This window comes from Sulfitobacter sp. GN1-4 (assembly GCF_055693825.1).
Map to the genome: position 1 here is coordinate 829,095 of NZ_JBVFUQ010000003.1, position 23,214 is coordinate 852,308.

Annotated in this window: 22 protein-coding genes; 15 read left to right on the top strand and 7 right to left on the bottom strand. The window is 58.2% G+C overall.

Annotated elements, in window-relative coordinates; genetic code table 11:
• Window positions 1-63: 63 nt before the first annotated feature.
• From ACZ1HM_RS04570 to ACZ1HM_RS04600, 7 genes are all read right to left on the bottom strand, one after another.
• Window positions 64-627, bottom strand: coding sequence for a TetR/AcrR family transcriptional regulator (locus ACZ1HM_RS04570; RefSeq protein WP_472741553.1), 564 nt, complete (start codon window positions 625-627; stop codon window positions 64-66).
• Window positions 624-1,685 (bottom strand): flavin monoamine oxidase family protein, encoded by a 1,062-nt coding sequence (locus ACZ1HM_RS04575; protein WP_472741555.1) that lies wholly within the window; start codon window positions 1,683-1,685, stop codon window positions 624-626. The genes ACZ1HM_RS04570 and ACZ1HM_RS04575 overlap by 4 nt, the downstream gene beginning before the upstream one ends.
• 43 nt (window positions 1,686-1,728) lie before the next feature.
• Window positions 1,729-2,397 (bottom strand): cupin domain-containing protein, encoded by a 669-nt coding sequence (locus tag ACZ1HM_RS04580; protein ID WP_472741557.1) that lies wholly within the window; start codon window positions 2,395-2,397, stop codon window positions 1,729-1,731.
• Window positions 2,398-2,524: 127 nt separating this feature from the next.
• On the bottom strand, window positions 2,525-3,535 hold the full coding sequence (locus tag ACZ1HM_RS04585) for a cytochrome d ubiquinol oxidase subunit II (protein ID WP_472744563.1): 1,011 nt from the start codon (window positions 3,533-3,535) through the stop codon (window positions 2,525-2,527).
• Window positions 3,536-3,547: 12 nt separating this feature from the next.
• The gene (locus tag ACZ1HM_RS04590; protein ID WP_472741559.1) at window positions 3,548-4,966 is read right to left on the bottom strand and encodes a cytochrome ubiquinol oxidase subunit I; all 1,419 of its coding nucleotides are present in this window, start codon (window positions 4,964-4,966) and stop codon (window positions 3,548-3,550) included.
• A gap of 241 nt (window positions 4,967-5,207) precedes the next feature.
• Window positions 5,208-5,579 (bottom strand): response regulator, encoded by a 372-nt coding sequence (locus tag ACZ1HM_RS04595; protein ID WP_472741561.1) that lies wholly within the window; start codon window positions 5,577-5,579, stop codon window positions 5,208-5,210.
• 198 nt (window positions 5,580-5,777) lie between these two features.
• Window positions 5,778-7,478, bottom strand: coding sequence for an ATP-binding protein (locus ACZ1HM_RS04600; RefSeq protein WP_472741563.1), 1,701 nt, complete (start codon window positions 7,476-7,478; stop codon window positions 5,778-5,780).
• A gap of 535 nt (window positions 7,479-8,013) precedes the next feature.
• Here ACZ1HM_RS04600 and ACZ1HM_RS04605 point away from each other — a divergent pair.
• The 15 genes from ACZ1HM_RS04605 to ACZ1HM_RS04675 all read left to right on the top strand — a co-directional run bounded on the left by ACZ1HM_RS04605 (window position 8,014) and on the right by ACZ1HM_RS04675 (window position 23,179).
• Complete coding sequence (locus tag ACZ1HM_RS04605) at window positions 8,014-8,889, top strand: branched-chain amino acid ABC transporter permease (protein WP_472741565.1); 876 nt, start codon at window positions 8,014-8,016, stop codon at window positions 8,887-8,889.
• 4 nt (window positions 8,890-8,893) lie between these two features.
• Complete coding sequence (locus ACZ1HM_RS04610) at window positions 8,894-10,000, top strand: branched-chain amino acid ABC transporter permease (RefSeq protein WP_472741567.1); 1,107 nt, start codon at window positions 8,894-8,896, stop codon at window positions 9,998-10,000.
• Window positions 9,997-10,788: an ABC transporter ATP-binding protein gene (locus ACZ1HM_RS04615; protein ID WP_472741569.1), complete on the top strand. Its 792-nt coding sequence runs from the start codon at window positions 9,997-9,999 to the stop codon at window positions 10,786-10,788. The genes ACZ1HM_RS04610 and ACZ1HM_RS04615 overlap by 4 nt, the downstream gene beginning before the upstream one ends.
• Window positions 10,785-11,579, top strand: a complete 795-nt coding sequence (locus ACZ1HM_RS04620) for an ABC transporter ATP-binding protein (protein WP_472741571.1) — start codon at window positions 10,785-10,787, stop codon at window positions 11,577-11,579. Before ACZ1HM_RS04615 ends, ACZ1HM_RS04620 begins: the two co-directional genes overlap by 4 nt.
• Before the next feature lie 38 nt (window positions 11,580-11,617).
• Window positions 11,618-13,468: an AMP-dependent synthetase/ligase gene (locus ACZ1HM_RS04625; RefSeq protein ID WP_472741573.1), complete on the top strand. Its 1,851-nt coding sequence runs from the start codon at window positions 11,618-11,620 to the stop codon at window positions 13,466-13,468.
• A gap of 38 nt (window positions 13,469-13,506) precedes the next feature.
• A complete protein-coding gene (locus tag ACZ1HM_RS04630) occupies window positions 13,507-14,673 on the top strand; it encodes an ABC transporter substrate-binding protein (RefSeq protein WP_472741575.1) in 1,167 nt (388 codons plus the stop codon).
• A gap of 237 nt (window positions 14,674-14,910) precedes the next feature.
• Window positions 14,911-16,104, top strand: a complete 1,194-nt coding sequence (gene pcaF / locus ACZ1HM_RS04635; RefSeq protein ID WP_472741577.1) for a 3-oxoadipyl-CoA thiolase — start codon at window positions 14,911-14,913, stop codon at window positions 16,102-16,104.
• A gap of 3 nt (window positions 16,105-16,107) precedes the next feature.
• Window positions 16,108-17,085 carry a 1,2-phenylacetyl-CoA epoxidase subunit PaaA gene (gene paaA / locus ACZ1HM_RS04640; protein ID WP_472741579.1) on the top strand — a complete coding sequence of 326 codons (978 nt, stop codon included), beginning with the start codon at window positions 16,108-16,110 and terminating at the stop codon, window positions 17,083-17,085.
• A 150-nt stretch (window positions 17,086-17,235) separates the two neighbouring features.
• Entirely contained in the window at window positions 17,236-17,520 is a 285-nt protein-coding gene (paaB, locus tag ACZ1HM_RS04645; protein ID WP_472741581.1) for a 1,2-phenylacetyl-CoA epoxidase subunit PaaB, read from the top strand.
• Complete coding sequence (paaC, locus tag ACZ1HM_RS04650; RefSeq protein ID WP_472741583.1) at window positions 17,520-18,284, top strand: 1,2-phenylacetyl-CoA epoxidase subunit PaaC; 765 nt, start codon at window positions 17,520-17,522, stop codon at window positions 18,282-18,284. Before paaB ends, paaC begins: the two co-directional genes overlap by 1 nt.
• Complete coding sequence (gene paaD, locus ACZ1HM_RS04655) at window positions 18,281-18,751, top strand: 1,2-phenylacetyl-CoA epoxidase subunit PaaD (RefSeq protein ID WP_472741585.1); 471 nt, start codon at window positions 18,281-18,283, stop codon at window positions 18,749-18,751. The genes paaC and paaD overlap by 4 nt, the downstream gene beginning before the upstream one ends.
• A 10-nt stretch (window positions 18,752-18,761) precedes the next feature.
• The gene (locus ACZ1HM_RS04660; RefSeq protein ID WP_472741587.1) at window positions 18,762-19,832 is read left to right on the top strand and encodes a 2Fe-2S iron-sulfur cluster-binding protein; all 1,071 of its coding nucleotides are present in this window, start codon (window positions 18,762-18,764) and stop codon (window positions 19,830-19,832) included.
• A gap of 39 nt (window positions 19,833-19,871) precedes the next feature.
• Complete coding sequence (gene paaZ, locus ACZ1HM_RS04665; protein WP_472741589.1) at window positions 19,872-21,914, top strand: phenylacetic acid degradation bifunctional protein PaaZ; 2,043 nt, start codon at window positions 19,872-19,874, stop codon at window positions 21,912-21,914.
• A 20-nt stretch (window positions 21,915-21,934) separates the two neighbouring features.
• Complete coding sequence (locus tag ACZ1HM_RS04670) at window positions 21,935-22,660, top strand: hypothetical protein (protein ID WP_472741591.1); 726 nt, start codon at window positions 21,935-21,937, stop codon at window positions 22,658-22,660.
• A 246-nt stretch (window positions 22,661-22,906) separates the two neighbouring features.
• Entirely contained in the window at window positions 22,907-23,179 is a 273-nt protein-coding gene (locus tag ACZ1HM_RS04675) for a hypothetical protein (RefSeq protein WP_472741593.1), read from the top strand.
• The last annotated feature ends 35 nt before the right edge of the window (window positions 23,180-23,214 follow it).

Consider the following 23,214-nt stretch of genomic DNA (forward strand, 5'->3'; position numbering starts at 1 on the left):
AGCTCAAAGGACGCGCCGGCAGGGCGATCATTGCTGTTGTCGGTGGTCTATAAAGCGCGGACATCAAAACCGGGCGCGCAGCACCTCAACCGCATGTTCAAAGGTCGCTGTGTTGCGTTCGCAGCGGGCGGCCAGATGCGCGCCTTCCAGCAGGGCCAGCGCATAAAGCGCCTCTTTATGTGGTGTGGACTGAAGCGTCAGGCTGCCGTCCTTGGCCCCCTGGGCAAAGGCCTCTTTGAACCACCGACGCATCATCGCGCGAAAGCCTGTGATCTGGGCTGACACTTCATCCGTCAGGCTTTCCGTGCTGATCGAAAACGACACGCACAGGCACAGCGTTTCCCCGCCATTCAGCGCCTGCCTATAGATATCAATCATCGCAGCCAGCCGGTCGGCACCGGTTTCTGCCGCCTCAGCGATGCGGGCGCAGGCGGCATCGTTTTGCTGGTGATAGCGTTCGACCAAGGCAGCAGAAAGCGCCGCTTTGGTCGGGAAATGATGGTGGATTGAGGCTTTGCGAATGCCCACCGCTGCAGAGAGATCAGCATAGCTGAACCCGTCAAACCCACGCGACATCGCAGCCTTAGTGGCGCAATCCAGAAGCGCGGTTTTGGTATCAGTTGTCATGATGGTGCCCCCCTGTTGACGTCCAAGAGCTGGGCAAAGGCATTCTCGGCAGCTTCCAGCGCCCCTTCAAGATAGCCGCCGAATTGCGGTGCCACTTCTGTCCCGGCAAAGGCCAGCCGCCCGTTCCACAGACCCCTGAGGGGTGCTGACAGCCCATATCTTGGGTGGGCGAGATCGCGCGGCGTGCTGGTAAAACCGTCTTGTGCCCAGTCTTTGATCAACAACGCCTCTGGTGTGGCCGCCTGCGGGCCAAATAGGCGCACAAGTTGCGCACCAATGCGTTGGCGCAGGTCTGCTTCATCGCAGCGCATGTCGGGGGGATAGCCGATAAACCCGAAGAGGGCGGCACCCCCACCGTCGGCTGTGCTGGCATCATGGATCTCTACCAGCGGGCCACGGCGGCTCATGGCGTCACCCGATAGGCCAGCGTCCCGCCAGAACGCCTGTTTATAGATCGCAACGGCCTTGGCTTGGCCCGCCATCCAGGTGCTTATGGTGGTCATGCTGTCCAGGGCGTTTTGGGGCAGGGCGGGGGTAAAGCGCAGCGTGGCGGCAAGGCGCGGGGGCAGCGCCAGCGCAATTTGCGCGGCCTCAAACCTCTGACCGGACGCCGTTGTCGCGATAAGGCTTTGGCCGCTCTGAGCAATGCTTTCAACCGGTGAGGAAAGATGAACGCGCCCTTTCCCAATCTGGCCCTGCAGCCCGGAGATGAGGGCGTGCATGCCACCTTCAAGGCGGTAAGAACCTTGCATGGACATTTGGTTGTGCGCGCGCTGCACTTGGCCGTCCGGTTGCTCCAACATGAGATGGCCTTCGGAAAACTGCGCAAAGTTATTGAGGCCCAGACGGGCCACCAGCGCTTCCATGCGGGGTTGGCCGGGCCAATACCACGCGGGCCCAAGATCGAAGGCGGATGCCCCATGGGCGTCAGACAGCACACGCCCACCCAGCCGGTCGCGGGCTTCGAGCAGGGCAAAATCCTGGCCAGCGTCTTGTAAAAGATCGGCCAAGCGCAAGCCTGCCAGCCCGCCGCCAATGATGAGGGTGTCGGTTTTCATAAAGCTCCGCCGGGATGGATTGCGATCATCTATGTCGCAGGGTTCAGACGTCGGGGGCTTTGGCAAAGGGCAGATGGCCGGTCTTCATCCAGATCTTTGCCCCTGCCTTGCCCGCTGTTGCGCGCAGCGGCGCGCCTTCGGGCAGCCGCAGCCAGGCATTTTTGCCAAGGGTTTCCCCTGCCAGGTCGATGCTGCCGTCGATGACCAGCGCCTCAGTGCCGCCCGCGGCATCAGATGAAAGCGCAACGCCCGGATCCAGGTGGTAGTATGTCACCACTTCGCGCGCATCTTCGTGCAGCACCGCCTTGGCAATGCCGTCTACGGGCGCGGAAAGTTCGTCAGCCATTGTTTTGCGAAATTGGGTCCGGTCGTCCATGTCGAATTGCCAAAGCTTCACAAAGATCGTGCAGCCGGGTTCAGAGCCGGGGGTGTGTTGGCTGGTCGGTGGGTTGCGCACATATGTGCCTGCCGGGAAATCACCATGTTCGTCCTGAAACACGCCGTCCAGCACGATGAATTCCTCGCCTCCTGTGTGGGTATGCGCCGAGAAATTGCTGCCCGGCGCATAGCGGACAATCGTTGTCGCCCGCGCAACCTCGCCACCTATGCGGTCCAGCATGCGCCGGTCCACGCCTTTCATGGGCGAGGGTTGCCACTCAAGCTGGTCAGAGTGGACGACAACGGGTGTGGAGAAATCGGAGTTTAGTTCCATGACGCGCCTCTTTCGGAATTTCACTACCTACTACATGGTAGGGAGCGGATCGGCAACAGGGGGGTATCAACGAAACGTGAAGGCCGAAGCCATGGCGCGGGGCGGCAAACACCCCGCGCCACAGTTATCAATCGTAGCGCAATTCGCGCGCCTTGCCGCGGAAAATCCAGTAGGACAGCAGCGTGTAGCCTACGATTGCAGGCAGCACGAAGAACGATCCGATCAGGATGATAAAGAGCGATTCAGGTGCGCTGGCGGCATCGTAGATGGTCAGCTGTTCGGGCACGACGTAAGGATAAAAGCTGTAAGCCATGCCGCCATAGGCCAAGCTCCAAAGCGCTGTCGCAAAGACGAAGGGCAGCCAGTTCAGCCGGTCATTTTGGAACGGCATCCGGCGCAGCATCCACCACAGGCCCCCAATCAAAAAGGCAGAGATGATAGGCAGGGGTGCCAGATACAGGACAGCCGGGTACGAAAACCATTTGTCAAAGATTCGGTCGCTGACGAAAGGGGTCGCCAACGAAATGGCCCCGATGCCCAGAACCAGCCCCCAAATCCCGCCCTTGGCCCATTGCACCGCCTTGAGCTGTAGGGCAGCTGAGTTTTTGTGGATGGCCCAGGTCGCTCCGATGAAGGAATAGCCAACGGTCAGAAAGATCGCTGTCAGAAAGCCAAAGCCCACGTTGATCCAGGTCCATTCCAGCCCCATCACGTAGAGCCCCAGCATGAACCCCTGGCTAAGCGAGGTCATCAAAGACCCGATAAAGAACGCGTTGTTCCACAGCCTTTTGTAGGCCGCAGGCGCCTTGACCCGGAATTCAAACGCCACCCCGCGCAGGATTAGACCGATCAGCATGATCGCCACCGGCGCATAGAGCGCGGTCAGGATATCCCCATGCGCGGCCGGAAAGGCCACCAGCATCAGGCCCACGGCAAGCACCAGCCAGGTTTCATTGGCATCCCAGAACGGGCCGATGGCCGCGATCATGGCGTCTTTTTCCTCTTCATTGGCGAAGGGGAAAAGCACGCCGATGCCCAGATCAAACCCATCCAGGATCACATAGATCAGGATAGACAGGCCCATCAGCCCGGCGAAGGTGAAAGGCAGCCATTGGGTCGGCTCCCCGAACATGTTCATGTCAAACATCACTTACTCCGCTGGTACGCTGGACACAGGTGCCTCAGCCGCTTGTGGGACGCGGGGTTCGATGGACTGACCATTGGACGCCCGCCGCGCGAGATAGAAGATCACCCCGATATAGGCCCCCAACAGGACGGCATAGACCACGAGGTAGGCAATGAGAGAGGACAGCACCATCGCAGGCGCGACATCTGCCACCGCCTCTTTGGTGGTCATCACACCCTGAACCAGCCAAGGCTGGCGCCCGATCTCAGTGGTGTACCAGCCCGCCAGCGTGGCAAGCCAGCCGCTGAAGGTCATGCCCACCAGACCGATGAGGAAGATCTTTGGCAAACCGTCCACGCCCTGGCGGCCCATCTGGTCCTTGCGTTTGCGCAGCATGAGAGCGACAGCGGCCCAGCTGACCAGCAGCATCAGCACACCGGTGCCCACCATGATGCGGAAAGACCAGAACACAGGGGCCACCCGCGGGTGCAGGGCTGTGCCGTCTTCGGCCACGAATTCGTTCAGGCCTTTGACTTCCCCATTCCAGTCGTGGGTCAGGATAAAGGAAGCAAGTCCGGGGATGCCGATCTCATAATCATTGGCCCGTTCCGCTTCATTGGGCAGCGCAAAGAGCAGCAGGGGGGCGGCGGTCTGGGTTTCCCACACGCCTTCCATCGCGGCCACCTTGGCGGGCTGATATTCCTTGGTGTTCAACCCGTGCAGGTCGCCCACAAAGATTTGCACCGGGATCACCAGCGCGGCCATCACCACACCGGTCTGCAGGGCCGTGCGGACACCGGTGGTCCGTCCACCGATCAACCAACGGAAGGCACTGACCCCTGCTATCAGGAAGCTGACAGTCAGGAAGCTGGCCAGCATCATGTGGAAGAAACGGTAAGGCATTGAGGGGTTGAAGACGATCGCCCACCAATCGGTGGCATGGGCCACGCCGTCAATCATCTCAAATCCTTGGGGTGTGTGCATCCAGGAGTTCAGGACAATAATCCAGAAGGTCGACATCGTGGTGCCAAAGGCCACTAAGAAGGTCGCGCCCGTATGCACCCAGCGCGGCACACGCGAAAACCCAAAGAGCATGATGCCAAGGAACACAGCCTCCAAGAAGAAGGCCGTCATGATTTCATAGGCCAAAAGCGGGCCCGCGATGTTGCCGACAATTTCCATAAAGCCGGGCCAGTTCGTGCCGAACTGAAAGGACATGGTGATGCCGCTGACAACACCCATCGCAAAGGAAAGGGCAAAGACCTTCACCCAAAAGCCATAGGCCTCCATCCACCGCTCTTCGCCGGTGCGGTTGTAGCGCAGACGGAAAAACAGCAGCACCCACCCCAACGCGATGGTGATGGTGGGAAAGAGAATGTGGAACGAAATATTCGCGGCGAACTGAATGCGCGAAAGCAAAAACGTGTCGAAAACCGGTTCCATGAACTTTGTCCTTATGTCGTCTTGGGACATACCTAAGCCACAGACCCTTAATAGATAGGGGCTGCGACGCAGCATCGCGGGGGCTGGGGGCTGCGTGTTTTCGCTGTTTTATGGGGAAATCGGCAAAAAGGACCCGCAGTGGGGCCGTGGCATGTTGCCTCAGCCCCTTTAAACGGGGGCCGGTTGGCCGGATCAGGCTATGAGAGGGCTTTCTAATGCCCGTCGCAGGCGCGGGGCCGTGTTAGTGAACCTGGCCCTTGGACACGATGCGTGTGACGGCTGATTTCAGTTCATCATAGCGATAGGGTTTGCTGACCACTTCCATCTTGACGCCATGCTCCAACAGCATGTCCGTTGCCAGTTGGGGAAAACCTGTGACCACCAGAATGGGCAGATGACGCAGCTTGCTCATCTCACTTTCCCGAAGCCAGCTTATGATCTTGTCCCCGGCCAAGCCGGGTAGCTGCAAATCCACAATGGCGAGATCGAAATGCGTGTCGATCTGGATCAGTTCTGCAAAAAAATCACTGGCGTTTTTCGCGCTGCGAACGGTGCAGCCCATTTTCTCCAACTGGCGGCTCATCAGCTGGTTCAGTTTTTCGTCGTCTTCCACCAGTAGGGCGTGAAGTTGATTTGTTTCAGTATCGGGGAGGCAAGTTATTGAATTCAAAGTGATCTCCGCACAAAAGATAAATGAAATTTAACAAAGCAAAGATACCATTAACGCCCTAAAGGGTGACCGGGTTCAGCGGTTAGTGCAATCCGGGAAATGTAAATTCCGTGGCGGCTGGAAAGTGCTAAGGTGCTGATTTCAAGAGGAAACCCGTTGAAGGACCATTTGCACTGCCGATGCCAATTCCTCTGCCGGGATGGGTTTGCGCAAGGTGATGTCAGGCGTCTCCGTTTCGGTGAATGAATTTATCGGCTTTTTGGGATAGCCCGACATGCAAATGACCGGCGTTCGCGGGTGTGACTTGCGCAGGATGCGCGTCAACTCATCCCCTTGAATGCGCCCTGGCATAGCGATGTCCGTCACAACGACGTCGGGCGCAAAGCCACTTTGGAGCAGCCGGTCGGCATCGTCCCCATTGCTGGCCGTGGTTACGACATAGCCCTGCATCTCAAGCTGATGGGACAGCACCCGGCGCAACGCGGGTTCGTCCTCAACCAGCAAAATCTGGCCTTCACCGGGCTGCGCGGCTTTGGCCTTGGCCGGTACACGCGGCGCTGGTTTTTCGGCGGCAGCGGGCAGACACAACCGGATGCTGGTCCCCTTGCCGGGCCTGCTTTTGAGGCTGACCTTGCCGCCCGATTGCCCCACAAAGCCATGTACCATCGAAAGCCCAAGCCCCGAGCCTTCGCCAACCGGTTTGGTGGTGAAGAAAGGATCGAAAACCTGGCTCTGGATGGTCTTTGATATGCCGCGCCCGTTGTCCCGGACGGTTATGCAGATTTGCGAGCCATCCCCGCCTGGGGGTATTTTGGTAGCTGGACTGACAGAGGCATGCGGCATCCCCGCAGCGTCAATGCGCAGGGTGCCGCCATCGGGCATCGCGTCGCGGGCGTTGATCACCAGGTTCAGCAGCGCCGTTTCCAATTGGTAGCGGTCCACAAAGACCTGGGGCAGCCCAGGTGCGACGGTCACCTTAGTCTCAATATTCTGCGGCAACACCCGGCCCAGCATGGAGCGCAGGTTTTCAAACACTTCCTCCAGATCATAGGCCGCAGGTTCAAGGGTTGAGCTGCGCCCAAAGGCCAAAAGCTGCGCCGACAGTGAGGCCCCCCGCTCAGCCGCTTCTACGATTTCATCGACAAGGGCGTCTTTTTCCTCCTCCGAGGCATCGCGCAGAAACTCTGCGGTGGCCAAGGTGATGGCCATAACGTTGTTGAAATCATGCGCCACACCCGACACCAGCTTACCCAGGGCGTCATGCTTTTGCGCCTCACCAAGGGCAAGGCGGGTCCGATCAAATTCCCCCCAGCGGTCACTGGCGTATCTAAGCGACATGTAGACGTAAGGGGAGATGGCCAGAAAAACGATGATCGCGGCGATGGTGTCGACACTCAGGCCCTGATCCATCCCGATCAGCAATGCCAATGCGGCAAAGACCAGCCAGATCGGGACAACGACGCAGGCAATGATCTCGGGATAGGTGGCATGAAACACAAAGATGTTGATCGTCGCGGCCATCACGAGGGCCAGCGCCGCGACTTTGTAGATGTCTCCTTCATTGGTCCAAACCGATAGCACCAGAAGTGCGTAAAGAGACGCGCGCCCGGCAAGCAGCGATAACACCAGCGCATAAAGTCGCGTGTTTCTAAGTTGGGCTGCACGGGCGGCTGTCAGTTTCTCCAACGATAGAAAAATGACGTAGAGCAGCCCGATGATCACAAAAGACGCATCATCATAGAGCAACAGAGCAACAGCAGAACCCAAAGAGATCAGACCAATGTGAACGTAGAACTGGATCGACCCCACACGTTCAGCCACCGCAATGGATTCGATTTGCATTAACCGGCGGCGTTCGCGTTCAGGAGACGGGGAAGCGTGTTGCATAGTATCCAAGGTCCAAAGCACGCGCATCCGCGCGCTGCCGCAAGGTAAGTTGATGAAAGCTCCCTCAATGTGAGCACAGCCCCGCGCCCCTTGGTCAAGCCAAATTCACAGATCAGGGGCGTCGCGGGCACCTGCATCCAAGGGCCGCGCGCGCTGAAAATGCAAGGAAAGCACCACCCAAAGCGGAATTTCATGCATTTGGATCATAGGTCCCTTCGGGCGTCAAAGATCACAACGGGACGGGGGGCAGCGCTGAGTTTCAAAATGCAGCACCTGCCTTGCGGAAGCACCGCAATTCGCTCGAATTCAGCGTCGTCAGGCCAAAAACCTGCTTGACCATCCGAAAAACGCAGCGTCACTTTGTAAGAAAGGCCTTTTCAGCACCTTGCCTGTTGGAATGGGCGGCGTCGTTGTCTTACCAATAAGACCAGACCCTTTGTCGGAACTGGCGAAAATGCGGCGGATACTCTGGGTCTTAGGGAGGGATCTAGTGGACTTTTTGCAGCTGATTATCAGCGGCCTCGCGAATGGTTGTGTCTATGGCCTGATCGCGCTTGGCTTTGTGCTGATCTACAAAGCAACCGAGGCGGTGAACTTCGCCCAGGGCGATTTCATGATGTTGGGTGCCTTCATCTGCATCGGTTTTACCAATCACGAATATATGGGCCTGAATTTCTGGCTGGCCGTGCCCCTGTCCATCCTGGTGATGGGGGTCTTTGGCTATGCCTTTAACTGGGGCATCCTGCGGCACATGTTTGGCCAGTCCCAGACATCCATTGTGATCATGACCATCGCGATGGGCTTTATCATCCGGTTCTTCGCGGGCACCTTTTGGACACATGAGCCCACATCGCTGGAAACCCCTTATGCCGGGCAGGACATACGATCTGGCGGGCTGGTCTTGGGCGTGGATGAAGTGCTGATCGTCATTGTGACGGCCGTTCTGACCTTGCTGTTCTATCTCTTTTTCTCACGCACACGCTTGGGCCTTGCAATGCAGGCCGCATCGCAAAACCAACTGGCGGCCTATTACATGGGCATCCCGGTGCGGCGCATTCATAGCCTTGTGTGGGGGCTGTCCGGCATGGTGGCCGCGGTGGCGGGCATTCTTTTTGCCTCTAAGGGGGCGATTGATCCGGCGACCGGTCTTTTGGGGATCAAAGCCTTTGCGGCGGCGGCCATTGGCGGCTTTGGCTCTTTGCCGGGCGCGTTGGTTGGCGGGTTGATCATCGGCGTGGTTGAGCCTTTGGCCTCGCGCTTTGGCCCCCCCGGCGTGAGCCAGATCGCCCCTTACGGTATCTTGTTGCTGATCCTGATTTTCCGCCCCGGCGGCATCTTCTCTCAGACACAAAGCAAGAAGGTGTAACTCCATGCGCTTTGTTTTCAAAACCACTTACGACGCAGATATTCGCCTCTTCAAACATCGTGCGCAGGCCACCTGGTACGCCTTGTTGCTGCTGCTGCTTTTGGGCACGCCGCTCTATTTCGTGGCCATCGGCGATGCCTACCTTTTGGGTGAAATCACCGGTGTCCTCATCTTGGCGATTGCCGGGATGGGGCTGATGCTGTTGACCGGTCACACCGGCCTGCCCAGCCTGGGCCACGCCACGTTTATGGCCATTGGGTGCTATGTGCACATCAACTTGCTGTCCTCTGGCGTGCCTTGGTTGCTGGCCTTCCCTTTGGCGGGGCTGTGTGCCGGGGCCTTGGGCACTTTGGTGGCGCTGCCGGTTTTGCGGCTGCATGGCGTTTACCTAGCGCTTGCCACTCTGGCGATGTCGATCCTGACGAGCGATATCGTCGTGCTGGCCGAACCCTGGACCGGGGGGATTGCAGGGTCTGCGGTGCCGGACATCAATATCTTCGGCATGGAAATCAACCGCTACTCCACGCCATACAAGTTCTACTATCTCGTCCTTTTCGTGGCGATTTTGCTGGTCTGGTTCTACCGCAACCTATTGCGCACGCCGACCGGGCGCAGCTTTACCGCGATCCGCGACAGTGAAATTTCGGCCCGTGCCATGGGGATCAACCTGACCCGGACGAAAGCGACCTCGTTCTTTCTGTCGGCCACGATGGCGGGGCTGGCGGGCGGTTTGTTCGGCCATTCGGCAGGCTATGTCACCAATGAAACCTTCGATCTGGTGATGTCCATCACGCTCTTGCTGATGATCGTGATTGGCGGGCTTGGGTTTATCCACGGGGCCTTCTTTGGTGCGATTGTTGTGGGCATCATCCCGGTGGCCATTGCAAACGGACGGTCGTTTCTGTCGAATGCCTTTGACGTCAACATCAACATTCCGGGCCTGGAAAGCGCGATGTTCGCCTTCATTCTGGTGTGCTTTATCCTGTTGGAGCCGATGGGGCTTTATGGCCGCTGGCTCAAGATCCGCACCTACTTTGAACTGTTCCCCTTCTACCGCAAGGACATGTTCAAACGTCAGAAATCCTATCTGAAAACGGAACGCCTGCAATGAGCTTGCTTGAGATTGAAAATGTCACGCTCAAATTTGGTGGGCTGGTGGCTGTTGATAACGTCTCGCTCACCGTTGAGGCAGGCGAGGTTTTTGCCCTGGTCGGGCCGAATGGGGCGGGTAAATCCACGGTATTTAACCTGATCTCTCGGTTCTATGACCCGGTTGAGGGCAAGATCCGCTTTGACGGCAATGACCTTCTGAAAAATACAGCCGATCAGGTGCCCGGATATGGCATCGCACGGACGTTCCAGAACATTGAGCTTTTTGAGCAAGCGACCGTGCTGCAGAACCTCTTGGTAGGACGGCACCGGCATCGGCGCACCAGCGTTCTGTCGGACATCATCTTTTCGCCGAAGGCCCACAAAGAAGAGCTGCGCCACCGCGAAACGGTAGAAGAGGTGATCGAATTCCTCGATCTGCAAGCCTACCGCGACAAGATGATCGGCGGGCTGCCTTACGGTGTGCGCAAGGTGGTTGAGCTGGGCCGCGCGCTGGCGTCTGAGCCGAAGCTGCTGTTGTTGGATGAACCGGCCTCTGGTCTGTCGGTTGAGGAAACCCAAGACATGGCCTTTTGGATAGAGGACATCCAAAAGCAGATGGGTATTTCGGTCATGATGGTTGAGCATGACATGGGGCTTGTTTCAGCCGTGTCAGACCGGGTGATGGCGCTGTCGGACGGCAAGGAATTGACGACCGGATCCGCTGCTGAAGTGCAATCACATCCAGCGGTGATTGAGGCCTACCTTGGCACGGGTGAGATTTCCAAAACGGGGACATCACGGGCATGAATACGGCAAATGACACCGGGAACGTCGTCCTGGAGATCGAAAACCTTGAGAGTTTCTATGGCCCGATTATGGCCATCCGCGGGGTGAGCCTGAAGGTCAACGAAGGACAGATCGTGACCGTTCTGGGGGCCAATGGCGCGGGCAAGACAACGTTGCTGAAAACCATCTCGGGCGTGATGGACCCTGAAAAGGGCACCGTGAAGATGATGGGCACCGACATCCAAAGCCTTGAGCCGGATGCGATTGTGCGCAAAGGCATCGTGCATGTGCCCGAAGGGCGCGAGATTTTTCCGTTGATGACGGTTGCTGAGAACATCGCCATGGGGGCCTATACCCGGACGGATCGGGGCGGCATCGCGGCGGACGAAGAGATGGTGTATTCCTATTTCCCCATCCTGAAAGAACGCCGCGACCAGCGTGCAGGCACGCTTTCAGGGGGTCAGCAGCAGATGTTGGCGATTGGCCGGGGGCTGATGTCTCAGCCCAAGTTGATGCTGCTGGATGAGCCAAGCCTTGGCCTTTCTCCGCGCCTGACCTCTGAGATTTTTGAGATCATCGTGCGGCTCAACAAAGAGCAAAAGGTCACGATGATGCTGGTTGAGCAGAACGCCAAGGTGGCCTTGGACGCGGCTGATTACGGCTATGTTCTGGAGCTTGGCCGCATCGTGATGAACGACAAAGCCGACGTGCTGGCCGCATCACAGGACATCCAAGAATTCTATCTTGGCGTCAGCCAAGAGGAAAACCAACGCGGCCAACGCCGCTGGAAGCAACGCAAGACCTGGCGATAGGGAACAACGATGGATCGAACGCTGCCCCCCAACAAACCATGCACGGTCTGACATTCAACGCAGACCTGTCCCAAGGCCCGTTCTATATCGACGGCCAAGACACCACGCCCAAGCTGTTCCGCCTGCGGTGCCAAACCCTGGGTGAACGCACCGCGATGCGCGAGAAGAGCTATGGCATTTGGCGGTCGCATTCGTGGAATGATTACTTCACCCGCGCCAAGCAGATTGGTCTTGGGCTTGTGTCCTTGGGTCTGAAACGCGGAGAGGTCGTGTCCATTCTGTCGGAAGACAACAAAGAATGGATGTATGTCGATATGGGTGTGCAGGGGGCAGGGGGCATTTGTTCCGGCGTCTACACCACCGATTCCGCCAAGCAGCTTGAGTATCTGGTCAACAACTCTGAAAGCAAATTCCTGTTTCTGGAGAACGACGAGCAGCTTGATAAATATCTTGAAGTCCGCGACGCGATGCAGGGGCTGATCAAGGTCATCGTCATCGAACGTGACGGTCTGCATGATTTCTCTGACCCCGACGTGATCTTTCTGGATGAGCTTTATGAGATCGGCGCGGCCTATGACGCCGAACATCCCGGAGCGTTTGAGGCCTCCATTGATCAGACTAAGCCCGAAGATACAGCAATCTTGGTCTATACCTCGGGCACAACCGGCTTGCCCAAGGGGGCGATGATTGGCCATGGCAACCTGATGTATTCGGTCAGCGCGGGCATCAAGGATGCCCCCACCTTTCCAACAGATGATCAGATTTGTTTTCTGCCGCTTTGCCACATCCTGGAGCGGGTGTTTTCGGTCAACGCCTCGATTGCTGCGGGATCAACGATCAACTTTGCTGAAAGCCCTGAGACGATCTTTGACAACCTGCAAGAGGTCAGCCCGCAGACTTTTGTCGCCGTTCCACGCCTGTGGGAAAAGATCTATTCCCAGGTTTCGATCCGCATTGGCGAAGCAACGGGTATGCAAAAATGGGCTTATGCCAAAGCGCTTCAGGCCGGGGCCGCCCGGGTTGAGGCCGAGGCCGAGGGCAAGACGCTCTCTGCTAGGGCAAACATCGCCTATAAATTCTGGGACATGATGCTGTTGCAAAACCTGCGCCGGATGATTGGGATGGACCGGTTGCGCCGTGGCGGCTCTGGTGCGGCACCGATCTCGCCGGAGTTGCTCAAGTGGTATGCCTCCATCGGGGTGCCGGTGCTGGAAGGCTACGGGATGACGGAAAGTGCGGGCGTAATCGCGATCAACAACCTGGGCAGCAACAAGATGTCGACGGTTGGGCAACCCTTGCCCGGCGCTCAGGTGCGCATCGCAAGCGATGGTGAAGTGCAGTACAAAGCCGGGAACGTTTTTCAGGGCTATTGGAAGAACCCCGAAAAAACCGCTGAGACCTTTACGGAGGATGGCTGGCTGCGCACTGGCGATGTCGGGATGATGGACAACCAAGGCTATCTGTCGATCACCGGACGTCTGAAAGACATCATCATCACCGCGGGTGGCAAGAACATCACCCCGGCAGAGATTGAGAACCGGCTCAAGTTCTCGCCCTATATTTCTGACGCTGTGGTGATTGGCGACAAACGTAAATTCCTCACCTGTCTGGTGATGATTGACCAAGAGAACGTCGAAAAGTTTGCCCAAGACAAACGGGTGCCGTTCTCCAACTACGCGTCGCTTTGCGCGGCGAAAGAAGTTCAGGAGCTGATCCGCGAAACCATCAACGAAGTGAACAAAGACTTCGCGCGTGTGGAGCAGATCAAAGACTTCCGCCTGATTGACGTCTTGCTGACGGCAGAAGATGATGAACTTACACCAACGATGAAGCTGAAACGCAGCTTTGTCGAAACCAAACACCAAGAGCTCATTGGTCAAATGTACTAAATGGGCCGAGCCAACAAACTAAACTCAGGGAGACCAACATGAAATCACTCTTTAAGAAATTGGGCGCCGCTGCGCTGCTTGCCGCGACTGCGATGACACCGGCCCACGCCGAGCAGGGTGTGACCGACACAGAAGTGCTGATCGGGTCCAACAATGACCTGTCCGGCCCTTTTGCAGCCTTCGGCGCGCCAGCCACGAAAGCGGCACAGATTGTATTTGATGAAGTGAACGCCGCCGGCGGCATCCACGGCCGCAAGATCCGCTTCATTGTCGAAGATCACGCCTATCAGATGCCCAAAGCCATTCAGGGCATGAACAAGCTGGTCAACGGCGACAAAGTCTTTGCGATGCTGCTGTCGCTGGGCACACCCATGAACATCGCGGCGTTCAAGCTGCAGGACGCCAAGAAGGTTGCCAACGTTTCACCGTTGTCTGCGGCACGTGAAATGGCAGAGCCTTTCAACTCGCTGCACTATGCAGGGACGGCCACATATTACGAACAGATCCGCGACGGTGTGGTGTATCTGGCCAACGAAAAGGGCGTCAGCAACGTGTGCGCGATGTATCTGCCGACTGACTTTGGCAAGGACATCAAAGAAGGCGCTGAATCCATTTCCGCTGAGACCGACGGTCTGAGCTTTGTGTCTGAAACAACGCACAAGCCGGACGATTCCGATTTCGTCGGCTCCTTGCAGAAGCTGAACGCAGACGGCTGTCAGATTGTTGCCCTGGCTTTGGGCGTGCGTCAGGCGATTACGGTTTCCGCAACCGCTAAGAAGCTGGGCCTGACTGACATGTCCTTCCTGAACTCCTCTGCCGGTTTCCACACCGTGATGGCCAAAGTGCCAGGTGGCGTGACCGAAGGCATGTATGCTGCGGCTGGCTGGGCTGATCTGCTGTCCCGCATGGACCAGCCAGAGGTTCAGAAATTCGTCAAAAACTTCACGGAAGCGACCGGCGAACAGCTGCCAGGCTCCGGCGCGCTGCTGGGTCACTCTGCGGCGATCTCTTTGGTCAAGGCACTGGAAGCTGCAGGACCTGACCTGAACGCTGAAACGTTCCAGGCCGGCATGGAAAGCCTGAACTACGAAGATGTCGTGTCCGGCAACACCGTGACCTACTCAGCCGAAGATCACCAAGGCGCGGATGAGGTTGTTATCTCGGTTATTCGTGACGGTAACTGGGTTGAACTGACGCGGAAGTAATCCCGCATCAGTTTGCCCACGATGGCAAAATAAAAGGCCCGGTCAGACACCACGTCTGGCCGGGCTTTTTGCGTTCTGGGCCGGAGTGTGTTGTTGAAACGGGCAGCAGCGAAACAGAATGGTATTGGGCTTTGCTGCGCTGTCAGGAGACCTTAACTGGTTACACGAATTTGCCAGTTGACAAAATATCGTAACACTTTATCCCTGTGGGCTAGGGTGCGATCTATCGGAGGATCTATGGCATATATCATCGACGCGGTGCGCACGCCCATTGGGCGGTTTGGTGGCGCACTTTCATCTATCCGAACCGATGATCTTGCCGCACTTCCCATCGCAGAGCTGATGCGACGCAATCCCGGTGTGGATTTCGGTGGTGTTGACGACGTGATCCTGGGCGATGCAAATCAGGCGGGCGAAGACAACCGCAACGTGGCGCGCATGGCCGCGTTGCTTGCCGGTCTTCCGGAAAGCGTGCCTGGCACCACGATCAACCGCCTGTGCGGGTCTGGCATGGATGCCGTTGGCATGGCCGCACGCGGGATCAAAGCGGGGGATTACAAGATGGCCATCGCTGGCGGTGTCGAAAGCATGAGCCGCGCGCCGTTTGTCATGCCCAAGGCAGAGGCCGCATTTTCACGTGCCAACGCGGTTTATGACACAACGATTGGCTGGCGTTTTATTAACCCCAAGATGAAGGCCGCGCACGGCGTTGATTCCATGCCCGAGACGGGGGACAACGTCGCTGATGACTTTGGTATCTCGCGTGAGGATCAGGATGCTTTTGCCGCCCGGTCTCAGGCGCGCTATGCGGCGGCAGAAGCGGCGGGGCACTTTGCGGATGAGCTGATGAGCGTCAGCATCCCGCAGCGCAAAGGCGATCCGATCTTATTTGAAGCCGATGAACATCCCCGCCCCGGCATATCGGCAGAAAAACTGGGCAAGCTCAAAGGCGTAAATGGCCCGGACAAGACCGTGACAGCTGGCAATGCCTCAGGTGTGAACGACGGCTCTGCCGCCCTGCTTTTGGGGGATGAAGAGGCTGCAAAAAACGCATCCCCGCTGGCCCGCGTTGTGGGGATGGCCGCGGCAGGTGTGGCACCACGCATTATGGGCATTGGCCCGGTGCCTGCGGTGCACAAGGTGATGGAACGCACGGGCCTCACGCTGGACCAGATGGATGTGATAGAACTGAATGAGGCCTTCGCCAGCCAGGGGGTCGCGGTGATGCGGCAGCTGGGCCTGCCCGATGACGCTGCGCATGTGAATGCCAACGGTGGTGCCATTGCGCTGGGCCATCCCTTGGGCATGACAGGCGCGCGTTTGGTGATGACCGCCGCCTATCAACTGCGCCGCACGGGTGGGCGTTATGCGCTGTGCACGATGTGTGTGGGCGTGGGCCAGGGTGTGGCACTTATTTTGGAAAGGGTATGAGACATGTATGCACAGATGATCAAATCTGAGGCCACGCAAGAAGACCCCGAAAAGCTCGCCGCCTTTCAGGCGCGCATCGACGCGGGCGAAAAGATTGAACCGAAGGACTGGATGCCTGAGGGCTATCGCAAGACGCTGATCCGCCAGATCGGTCAGCATGCCCATTCCGAAATCGTCGGTCAGCTGCCCGAAGGCAATTGGATCACCCGCGCCCCGTCATTGGAGCGTAAGGCGAACCTGCTGGCCAAGGTGCAGGACGAGGCGGGGCATGGCCTTTACCTTTATTGTGCGGCTGAAACCTTAGGCGTCAGCCGGGATGAGTTGACCGAGATGTTGCTGGATGGCCGGATGAAATATTCCTCCATCTTCAACTACCCCACGCTCACCTGGGCCGACATGGGGGCGGTCGGCTGGCTTGTGGATGGGGCGGCGATCATGAACCAGGTGCCGTTGCAGCGGACCTCATACGGCCCTTACGCCCGCGCGATGGTGCGGATCTGCAAGGAAGAAAGCTTTCACCAGCGGCAGGGTTTCCACATCATGATGGCGATGGTGAACGGCACGGCTGAACAAAAGCGGATGGCGCAGGATGCTTTGAACCGCTTCTGGTATCCCGCGTTGATGATGTTTGGGCCATCCGACAAGGACAGCGTGCATTCGTCGCAATCCATGGCCTGGAAGATCAAGATGAACACCAATGACGAACTGCGCCAGAAGTTCGTCGATGAAACCGCGCCGCAAGCGGACTATCTGGGCCTGACCATCCCCGACGAAAACCTGCGCTTCGATGAAGAGAGCGGCCATTACCGGTTCTCAGAACCCGACTGGCGTGAATTCCATGATGTGCTGTCAGGCAACGGTCCTTGCAACACAGAACGCTTGAGCGCGCGCAATAAGGCCTGGGATGATGGCGCGTGGGTCCGCGAGGGCATGATGGCGCATGCCGAAAAGAAACGGGCGCGTAAGCTGGCCGCTGAGTAGCAGCGATGGGGCTGGCTGACCAATGCAGCGGTTGCCTGCCCGCGCAGGACGCGCGGCAATCCCGCTGACTTGGCTCGTGCCGGAGGCGTTGTGAAGGTGCCACAGGAACGTAAGCGTCCGACATTTGAGATTTTGGAAAGGTGAAGCACGATGGCAAATGAATGGCCCCTTTGGGAAGTGTTTATCCGCGGCCAACATGGCATGAGCCACCGGCACGTCGGATCGCTGCACGCAGCGGATGCGGATCACGCGATCAAGAACGCGCGTGACGTCTATACCCGTCGCAATGAGGGGGTGAGCATCTGGGTGGTTGAGGCTGAAAAGATCACCGCCTCCAGCCCCTCTGACAAGGGGCCGATGTACGACCCTGCGCGCGACAAGGTGTACCGCCACCCCACCTTTTACGACATTCCCAAAGAAGTGGGAAAGATGTGATGGCAGCCGCTGAGAACGCGCTTTTTGAGTTCCTGCTGCGACAGGGGGACAACGCGCTTGTCCTGGGTCACCGGACCTCAGAATGGTGCGGTGTCGCCCCCGCGCTGGAAGAAGATATCGCGCTGGCCAACACCGCGCTTGACCTTATCGGCCAGACGCAGATGTGGCTGGGCTATGCCGCCGAGGTTGAGGGTGCTGGCCGCACGGCCAATGATTTGGCGTTCCTGCGTGAGGTCTATGATTTTCGCAATGTGCTGATGGTTGAGGTCCCCAATGAGGATTTTGGCCGCACGTTGATGCGCCAGTTCCTCTTTGATGCGTTTCAAGTCCCATGGCTCACCTCCCTTTGCGAAAGCGCGGACACGCGGGTGGCTGAAATTGCGGCCAAGTCCGTCAAAGAAGCGCGCTATCATCTGGACCGGTCCGCTGAGACGGTCATCGCGTTGGGCGATGGCACCGACGCCAGCAATGCCCGGATGCAAAAGGCATTGAGCTACTTGTGGCCCTATGCGGGTGAGATTTTTGCAGATGACGCAACCGACGCGGCAATGGCAAAGGCGCAGATCGCGCCGCTGCCCTCCAGCATCCGCCCCCTTTGGGAGCAAGAGGTCGCCCGGGTCTTTAAAGAAGCCTGCCTTGCCAAGCCGGACAGTGATTTCGCCCATAGCGGTGGACGGACCGGGTTCCGCCATACCGAACACCTGGGCCATATGCTGGCCAGCATGCAGGTCCTTCAACGCTCACATCCCGGAGCGGTTTGGTGAGTGCAACGCAAGCGGTGGATCCCGCGCAGGTTTGGGCCTGGCTGGATGGCGTGCCTGATCCTGAGATCCCCGTGATCTCCGTTGTGGATCTGGGCGTGGTGCGGGATGTGGCCATTGCAGGCAAGGCGGTGACTGTCACGATCACGCCGACCTATTCGGGCTGCCCTGCGATGTCTGTGATTGCGATGGACATTGAAACGGCGCTTGCAAAACAAGGCGTGACGGACCTGACACTTAAAACGCAAGTCGCACCTGCTTGGACAACCGATTGGCTGTCTGAAAAGGGGCGCGCGCGTCTTGAGGCTTACGGCATTGCGCCGCCCCAGGCCGCGGGAGGCCCTGAACGCTGTCCGCATTGCCAATCGGCGGCTGTTGAGAAGATCAGTCAGTTTGGCTCAACCCCGTGCAAGGCGCAGTGGCGGTGCACGGATTGTCTGGAACCCTTTGACTATTTCAAATGCATCTAAGGAGCCCCGCATGGCCCAGTTCCACGCGTTAAAGGTCACCGGTATTGAAAAGACGATCCGCGATGCGGTCGTGGTGACGCTAGAGCCTGAGGACAAAGAGGCGTTTGCCTTTACGCAGGGCCAATACCTGACGTTTCGCCGGAAGTTTGAAGATCAGGAAATCCGCCGCTCCTATTCCATCTGCGCGGGCCAGGACGACGGCGTTTTGCAGGTTGGCATCAAACGGGTCGCGGGCGGCGCGTTTTCGACCTGGGCCAACACTGAGCTTGCCGTGGGCGACAGGGTTGAGGCGATGCCGCCGATGGGTAGTTTTTTCGCCCCAGCTGAGGGTGCAGCACCGCACTATCTGGCGTTTGCAGGCGGCTCAGGTATCACGCCCGTTCTGTCCATTCTGCGCACGGGGCTGCAGGATGAACCGCAGGCCCGGTTCACGCTGGTCTATGCCAACAGAAACCCCAATACGATTATGTTCCGCGAGGAATTGGAGGATCTGAAAAACCGCCACATTGGCCGGTTCAACATCATCCATATCCTCGAAGACGACAGCCAGGAGATTGACCTGTTCAAAGGCCGGGTTGATGGCGAAAAATGCGCGGCCCTGTTTCAAAATTGGATTGATATCGACACCGTCAACATGGCGTTCATCTGCGGGCCTGAGCCGATGATGTTGGCCATATCTGAGGCCCTTGGCGCTCATGGGCTGACGAAAGATCAAATACGGTTTGAGCTTTTCGCCAGCGCACAGCCTGGTCGGTTGCCGCAACCCTTGGCCTCAGCAGATGAAATGGAAGCAGGCGTGCCAGGCCGGGTCACCATCGGGGGTGAGGCGCGCAGCCTGATAATTCCTCACCAGACCTCCCTGCTTGAGGCGGCGATTGCCAACAACCTGGATGCGCCTTTTGCTTGCAAGGCGGGGGTTTGCTCCACCTGCAAGGCCAAGGTGATCGAAGGCCAGGTAGAAATGATCGCGAACCACGCGCTTGAGGATTACGAAGTAGAAGCCGGATATGTGCTGACCTGTCAGTGCTATCCCGTCACTGGTGACAAAGTGGTTTGGGATTATGACGAAGCGGGCCACTAGGTGGCTGGCTTTACGACACGTGCTTTAGGGGGAAACAGAGTGGTCATTCAAAACGTCAAAAGCTTCGCTGCAGGTCAGTGGGTTGAGCCTGATGAAAGTGCCCGCGATATCCGCTCGGCCATCACGGGTGAGGTGATTGCGCGCGCAGGCAGCCAATCGTTGGATACAGCTGCGATGTTGTCCTTTGCCCGTACAAAAGGTGGCCCTGCGTTGCGGGCTATGACGTTTCATCAGCGCGCCAAGATGATCAAGGCGCTGGCCCAGCATCTGGGGCAGCACAAACAGCAGCTATACGACATTTCCTTTGCCACAGGGGCCACGCAAAAAGATCACCTGATCGATATTGATGGCGGCATCGGGACGGCCTTTGTGATCGCGGCCAAGGGCCGGCGTGAAATGCCGGATGATCACATCTACCTGGATGGCGGGCTTGAGCAGCTTTCACGCCAGGGGACGTTTTTGGGCCAGCACGTGTGCACCCCGTTGCAGGGGGTGGCCGTTCATATCAACGCGTTCAACTTCCCCGTTTGGGGCATGTTGGAAAAGCTCGCCCCCACGCTTCTGGCCGGTGTGCCCGCCATCGTTAAACCTGCGACCGCGACCTGTTACGTGACAGAGCTTGCCGTGCAGCTGATGCTGGACAGTGGCATTCTGCCCCCAGGAGCCTTGCAGTTTGTGTCAGGTGGTTTGGGCGACATGCTGGACCAGCTGACAAACCAAGATGTGGTCAGCTTTACCGGCTCAGCCGACACCGCGCTTATGCTGAGGTCCGCACCGCATATCCTGTCCAACGCCATCCGTTTTGTGGCCGAACAAGACAGCCTGAACGCCTCCATCCTAGGGCCGGATGCGGGCCCCGGCACGCCGGAGTTTGAGTTATTTGTCAAAGAGGTTAGCAGTGAGATGACGACGAAGGCGGGGCAGAAATGCACCGCGATCCGCCGGATCATCGCGCCTGAGGCGCATGTGCCTGCGGTCATTGACGCCCTGCAAAAGCGGTTGGCCGAGATTAAGATTGGCGATCCCAGAGACGCAGAAACCCGCATGGGCGCGCTGGTGTCTGCCAGCCAACGGCAGGACGTGCTGCAAAAGGCAGGTGAAATTGGGCAGGAAGCGGAACGCGTCTTTGGCGATCCCGATGCCTTTGAGGTGCAGGGTGTTGATGCCCAGGCGGGCGGGTTCCTGCCGCCGATGCTCTATCACTGCGCGGACCCGGATGCGGCCCGCTGCGTGCACGAGGTTGAAGCCTTTGGCCCGGTATCCACGGTCATGCCGTACCGGGATCTGGCCCACGCCATTGCCTTGGTGAACAAGGGCCAAGGCAGCCTTGTGGCCAGCGTGATCACCAACGACGCCGATGTGGCCCGTGAGGTGACGCTGGGGGCGGGGGCGTTTCATGGGCGGCTCTATTTTAACAACCGCACTTCAATGGCTGAAAGCACCGGCCACGGCTCACCCTTGCCGCACATGGTGCATGGTGGGCCGGGGCGTGCGGGCGGCGGCGAAGAACTGGGCGGGGTGCGCGGCGTGATGCATTACATGCAGCGTACGGCGATACAGGGCAGCCCGGATCTTTTGACCAGCATTGGCCGCAAGTGGGTGCCCGGCGCGCAAGAGCTGTCGCACCCGGATCACCCGTTCACGCGCACCTTCGACGCGCTTGCCATCGGCGAGACATTCAACAGCGCCGCACGTGTTGTGACGTTGGAGGATATTGAACACTTCGCGCATTTCACGGGCGATACGTTTTATGCGCATATGGATGATGCCGCGGCCAAGCGGAACCCGTTCTTTCCCGGACGTGTGGCCCATGGCTACCTGCTGCTAAGCTTTGCTGCGGGTCTTTTTGTGCAACCTGACGAAGGGCCGGTATTGGCGAACACCGGCCTTGATAATTTGCGATTCATGAAGCCGGTTGAGGCAGGCGACAGCATTCAGGTCCGGCTGACGGTCAAACATAAGACGCCGCGGAATGAAGAATACGGCGAGGTGCGTTGGCACGTCACGCTGACCAATCAGGATGCAGAGCCTGTCGCGGAATATGAACTGCTCACGATGAACGCCTTTGGCGCGTCAGCCTAGCGGCCAGCGGAAGAAGCCTCGTGCCAGATCGACATCCCCTTATTCAGTCTTTGATTGACCTTGAACCGCTCAAGACCTGGTCGCTGATCGTGACGGTCTTTGGTGATCTGGATGGGGATGTGCTGACGGGGACGCAGCTGCGCGGCCTGCTGCAAGAGATCGGCGTCAAGCCGGAGGCCATCCGTGTGGCGCTGCACCGGCTGAAAGCGGATGGCTGGATTGTTGCAGACAAGGTTGGACGCGAAGCGCGCTACCGTCTGTCAGACCGCGGGCGGGATGAGACCGAAGCGGTCCGAGCGGACGTTTATGGCCGCGCGGTGAAACATCCCGGCGGATGGTGTTTTCATCTGACAAAAGACACGCAGGCCCCGGCAGATGCGGTGACTGTCACACAGGACGTGTTTCTGCAGCCCGCGGGCGAGACGTCTGAGCAAACCGATGCGCTGATTTTGCGGCCGATGGACAGCGGCCTGCCTGGCTGGATCTCAGACCTGCTGCTCCCCGAGCCCTTTCATGGGAACGCGGCGGCGCTGTGCCAAGTGATCCAAAAGGCCGAAGAGCCCAACCAGGTGCTGGCACCGCACGCGCAAACGATCCTGCGCATCCTTGTGCTGCATCACTGGCGCCGTCTTGCACTTAGGTCCGCGACCTGGGCCCATATCAGCCTGATACCAAACGGCCTTGCGGCCCAATGCCACCAGTCAGTGACGCGTTACCTCAGCGCGGGCCATCACATCAAACCCTGATCGGCCTGGCCTTACTGCGGCTCATTAAGAGGTCGGCATGTGGTCTGGCGTGCAGATACGGATGTCAGCCACAGCGAAATGCCACCGCCTTGCCAGACGGCAGATCATACAACCCTTTGAAATCGCTGATTTCGGGCAAGGATGTATGGGGCTGCTTTACGTAAAGATGTTCTAAAATGTTGAAATGTTGTTCAGGGGCGATATGCTCGGGCCATTATTTTAACTTTTATTGCGATGGTACTCATGATGAACAAAATTACGCTAACCTGTGCGGCGCTTGGCATGGCGATGGGCCTTTCGGCCTGCAATACGGAAACCATGCCGGAAGCCTCCAAAGCGAAACCAACGACGACCACAACAGCTAAGGCCAAGCCAGCTGCGGCACCTGCACCACGTCCGGCCACACCAAAGCCCGTAACCGTTGCACCCAGCAGCTCGCAATCCTCGGTTGGTGATGCCGATGGCGGCGGTGGTTCCGGCGGCGGTGGCGGCGGCTCTGGTGGTGGCTCCTGGGGGTAAAACATGGCTAGGAACTCGGCACTTTGTAAAAAGAC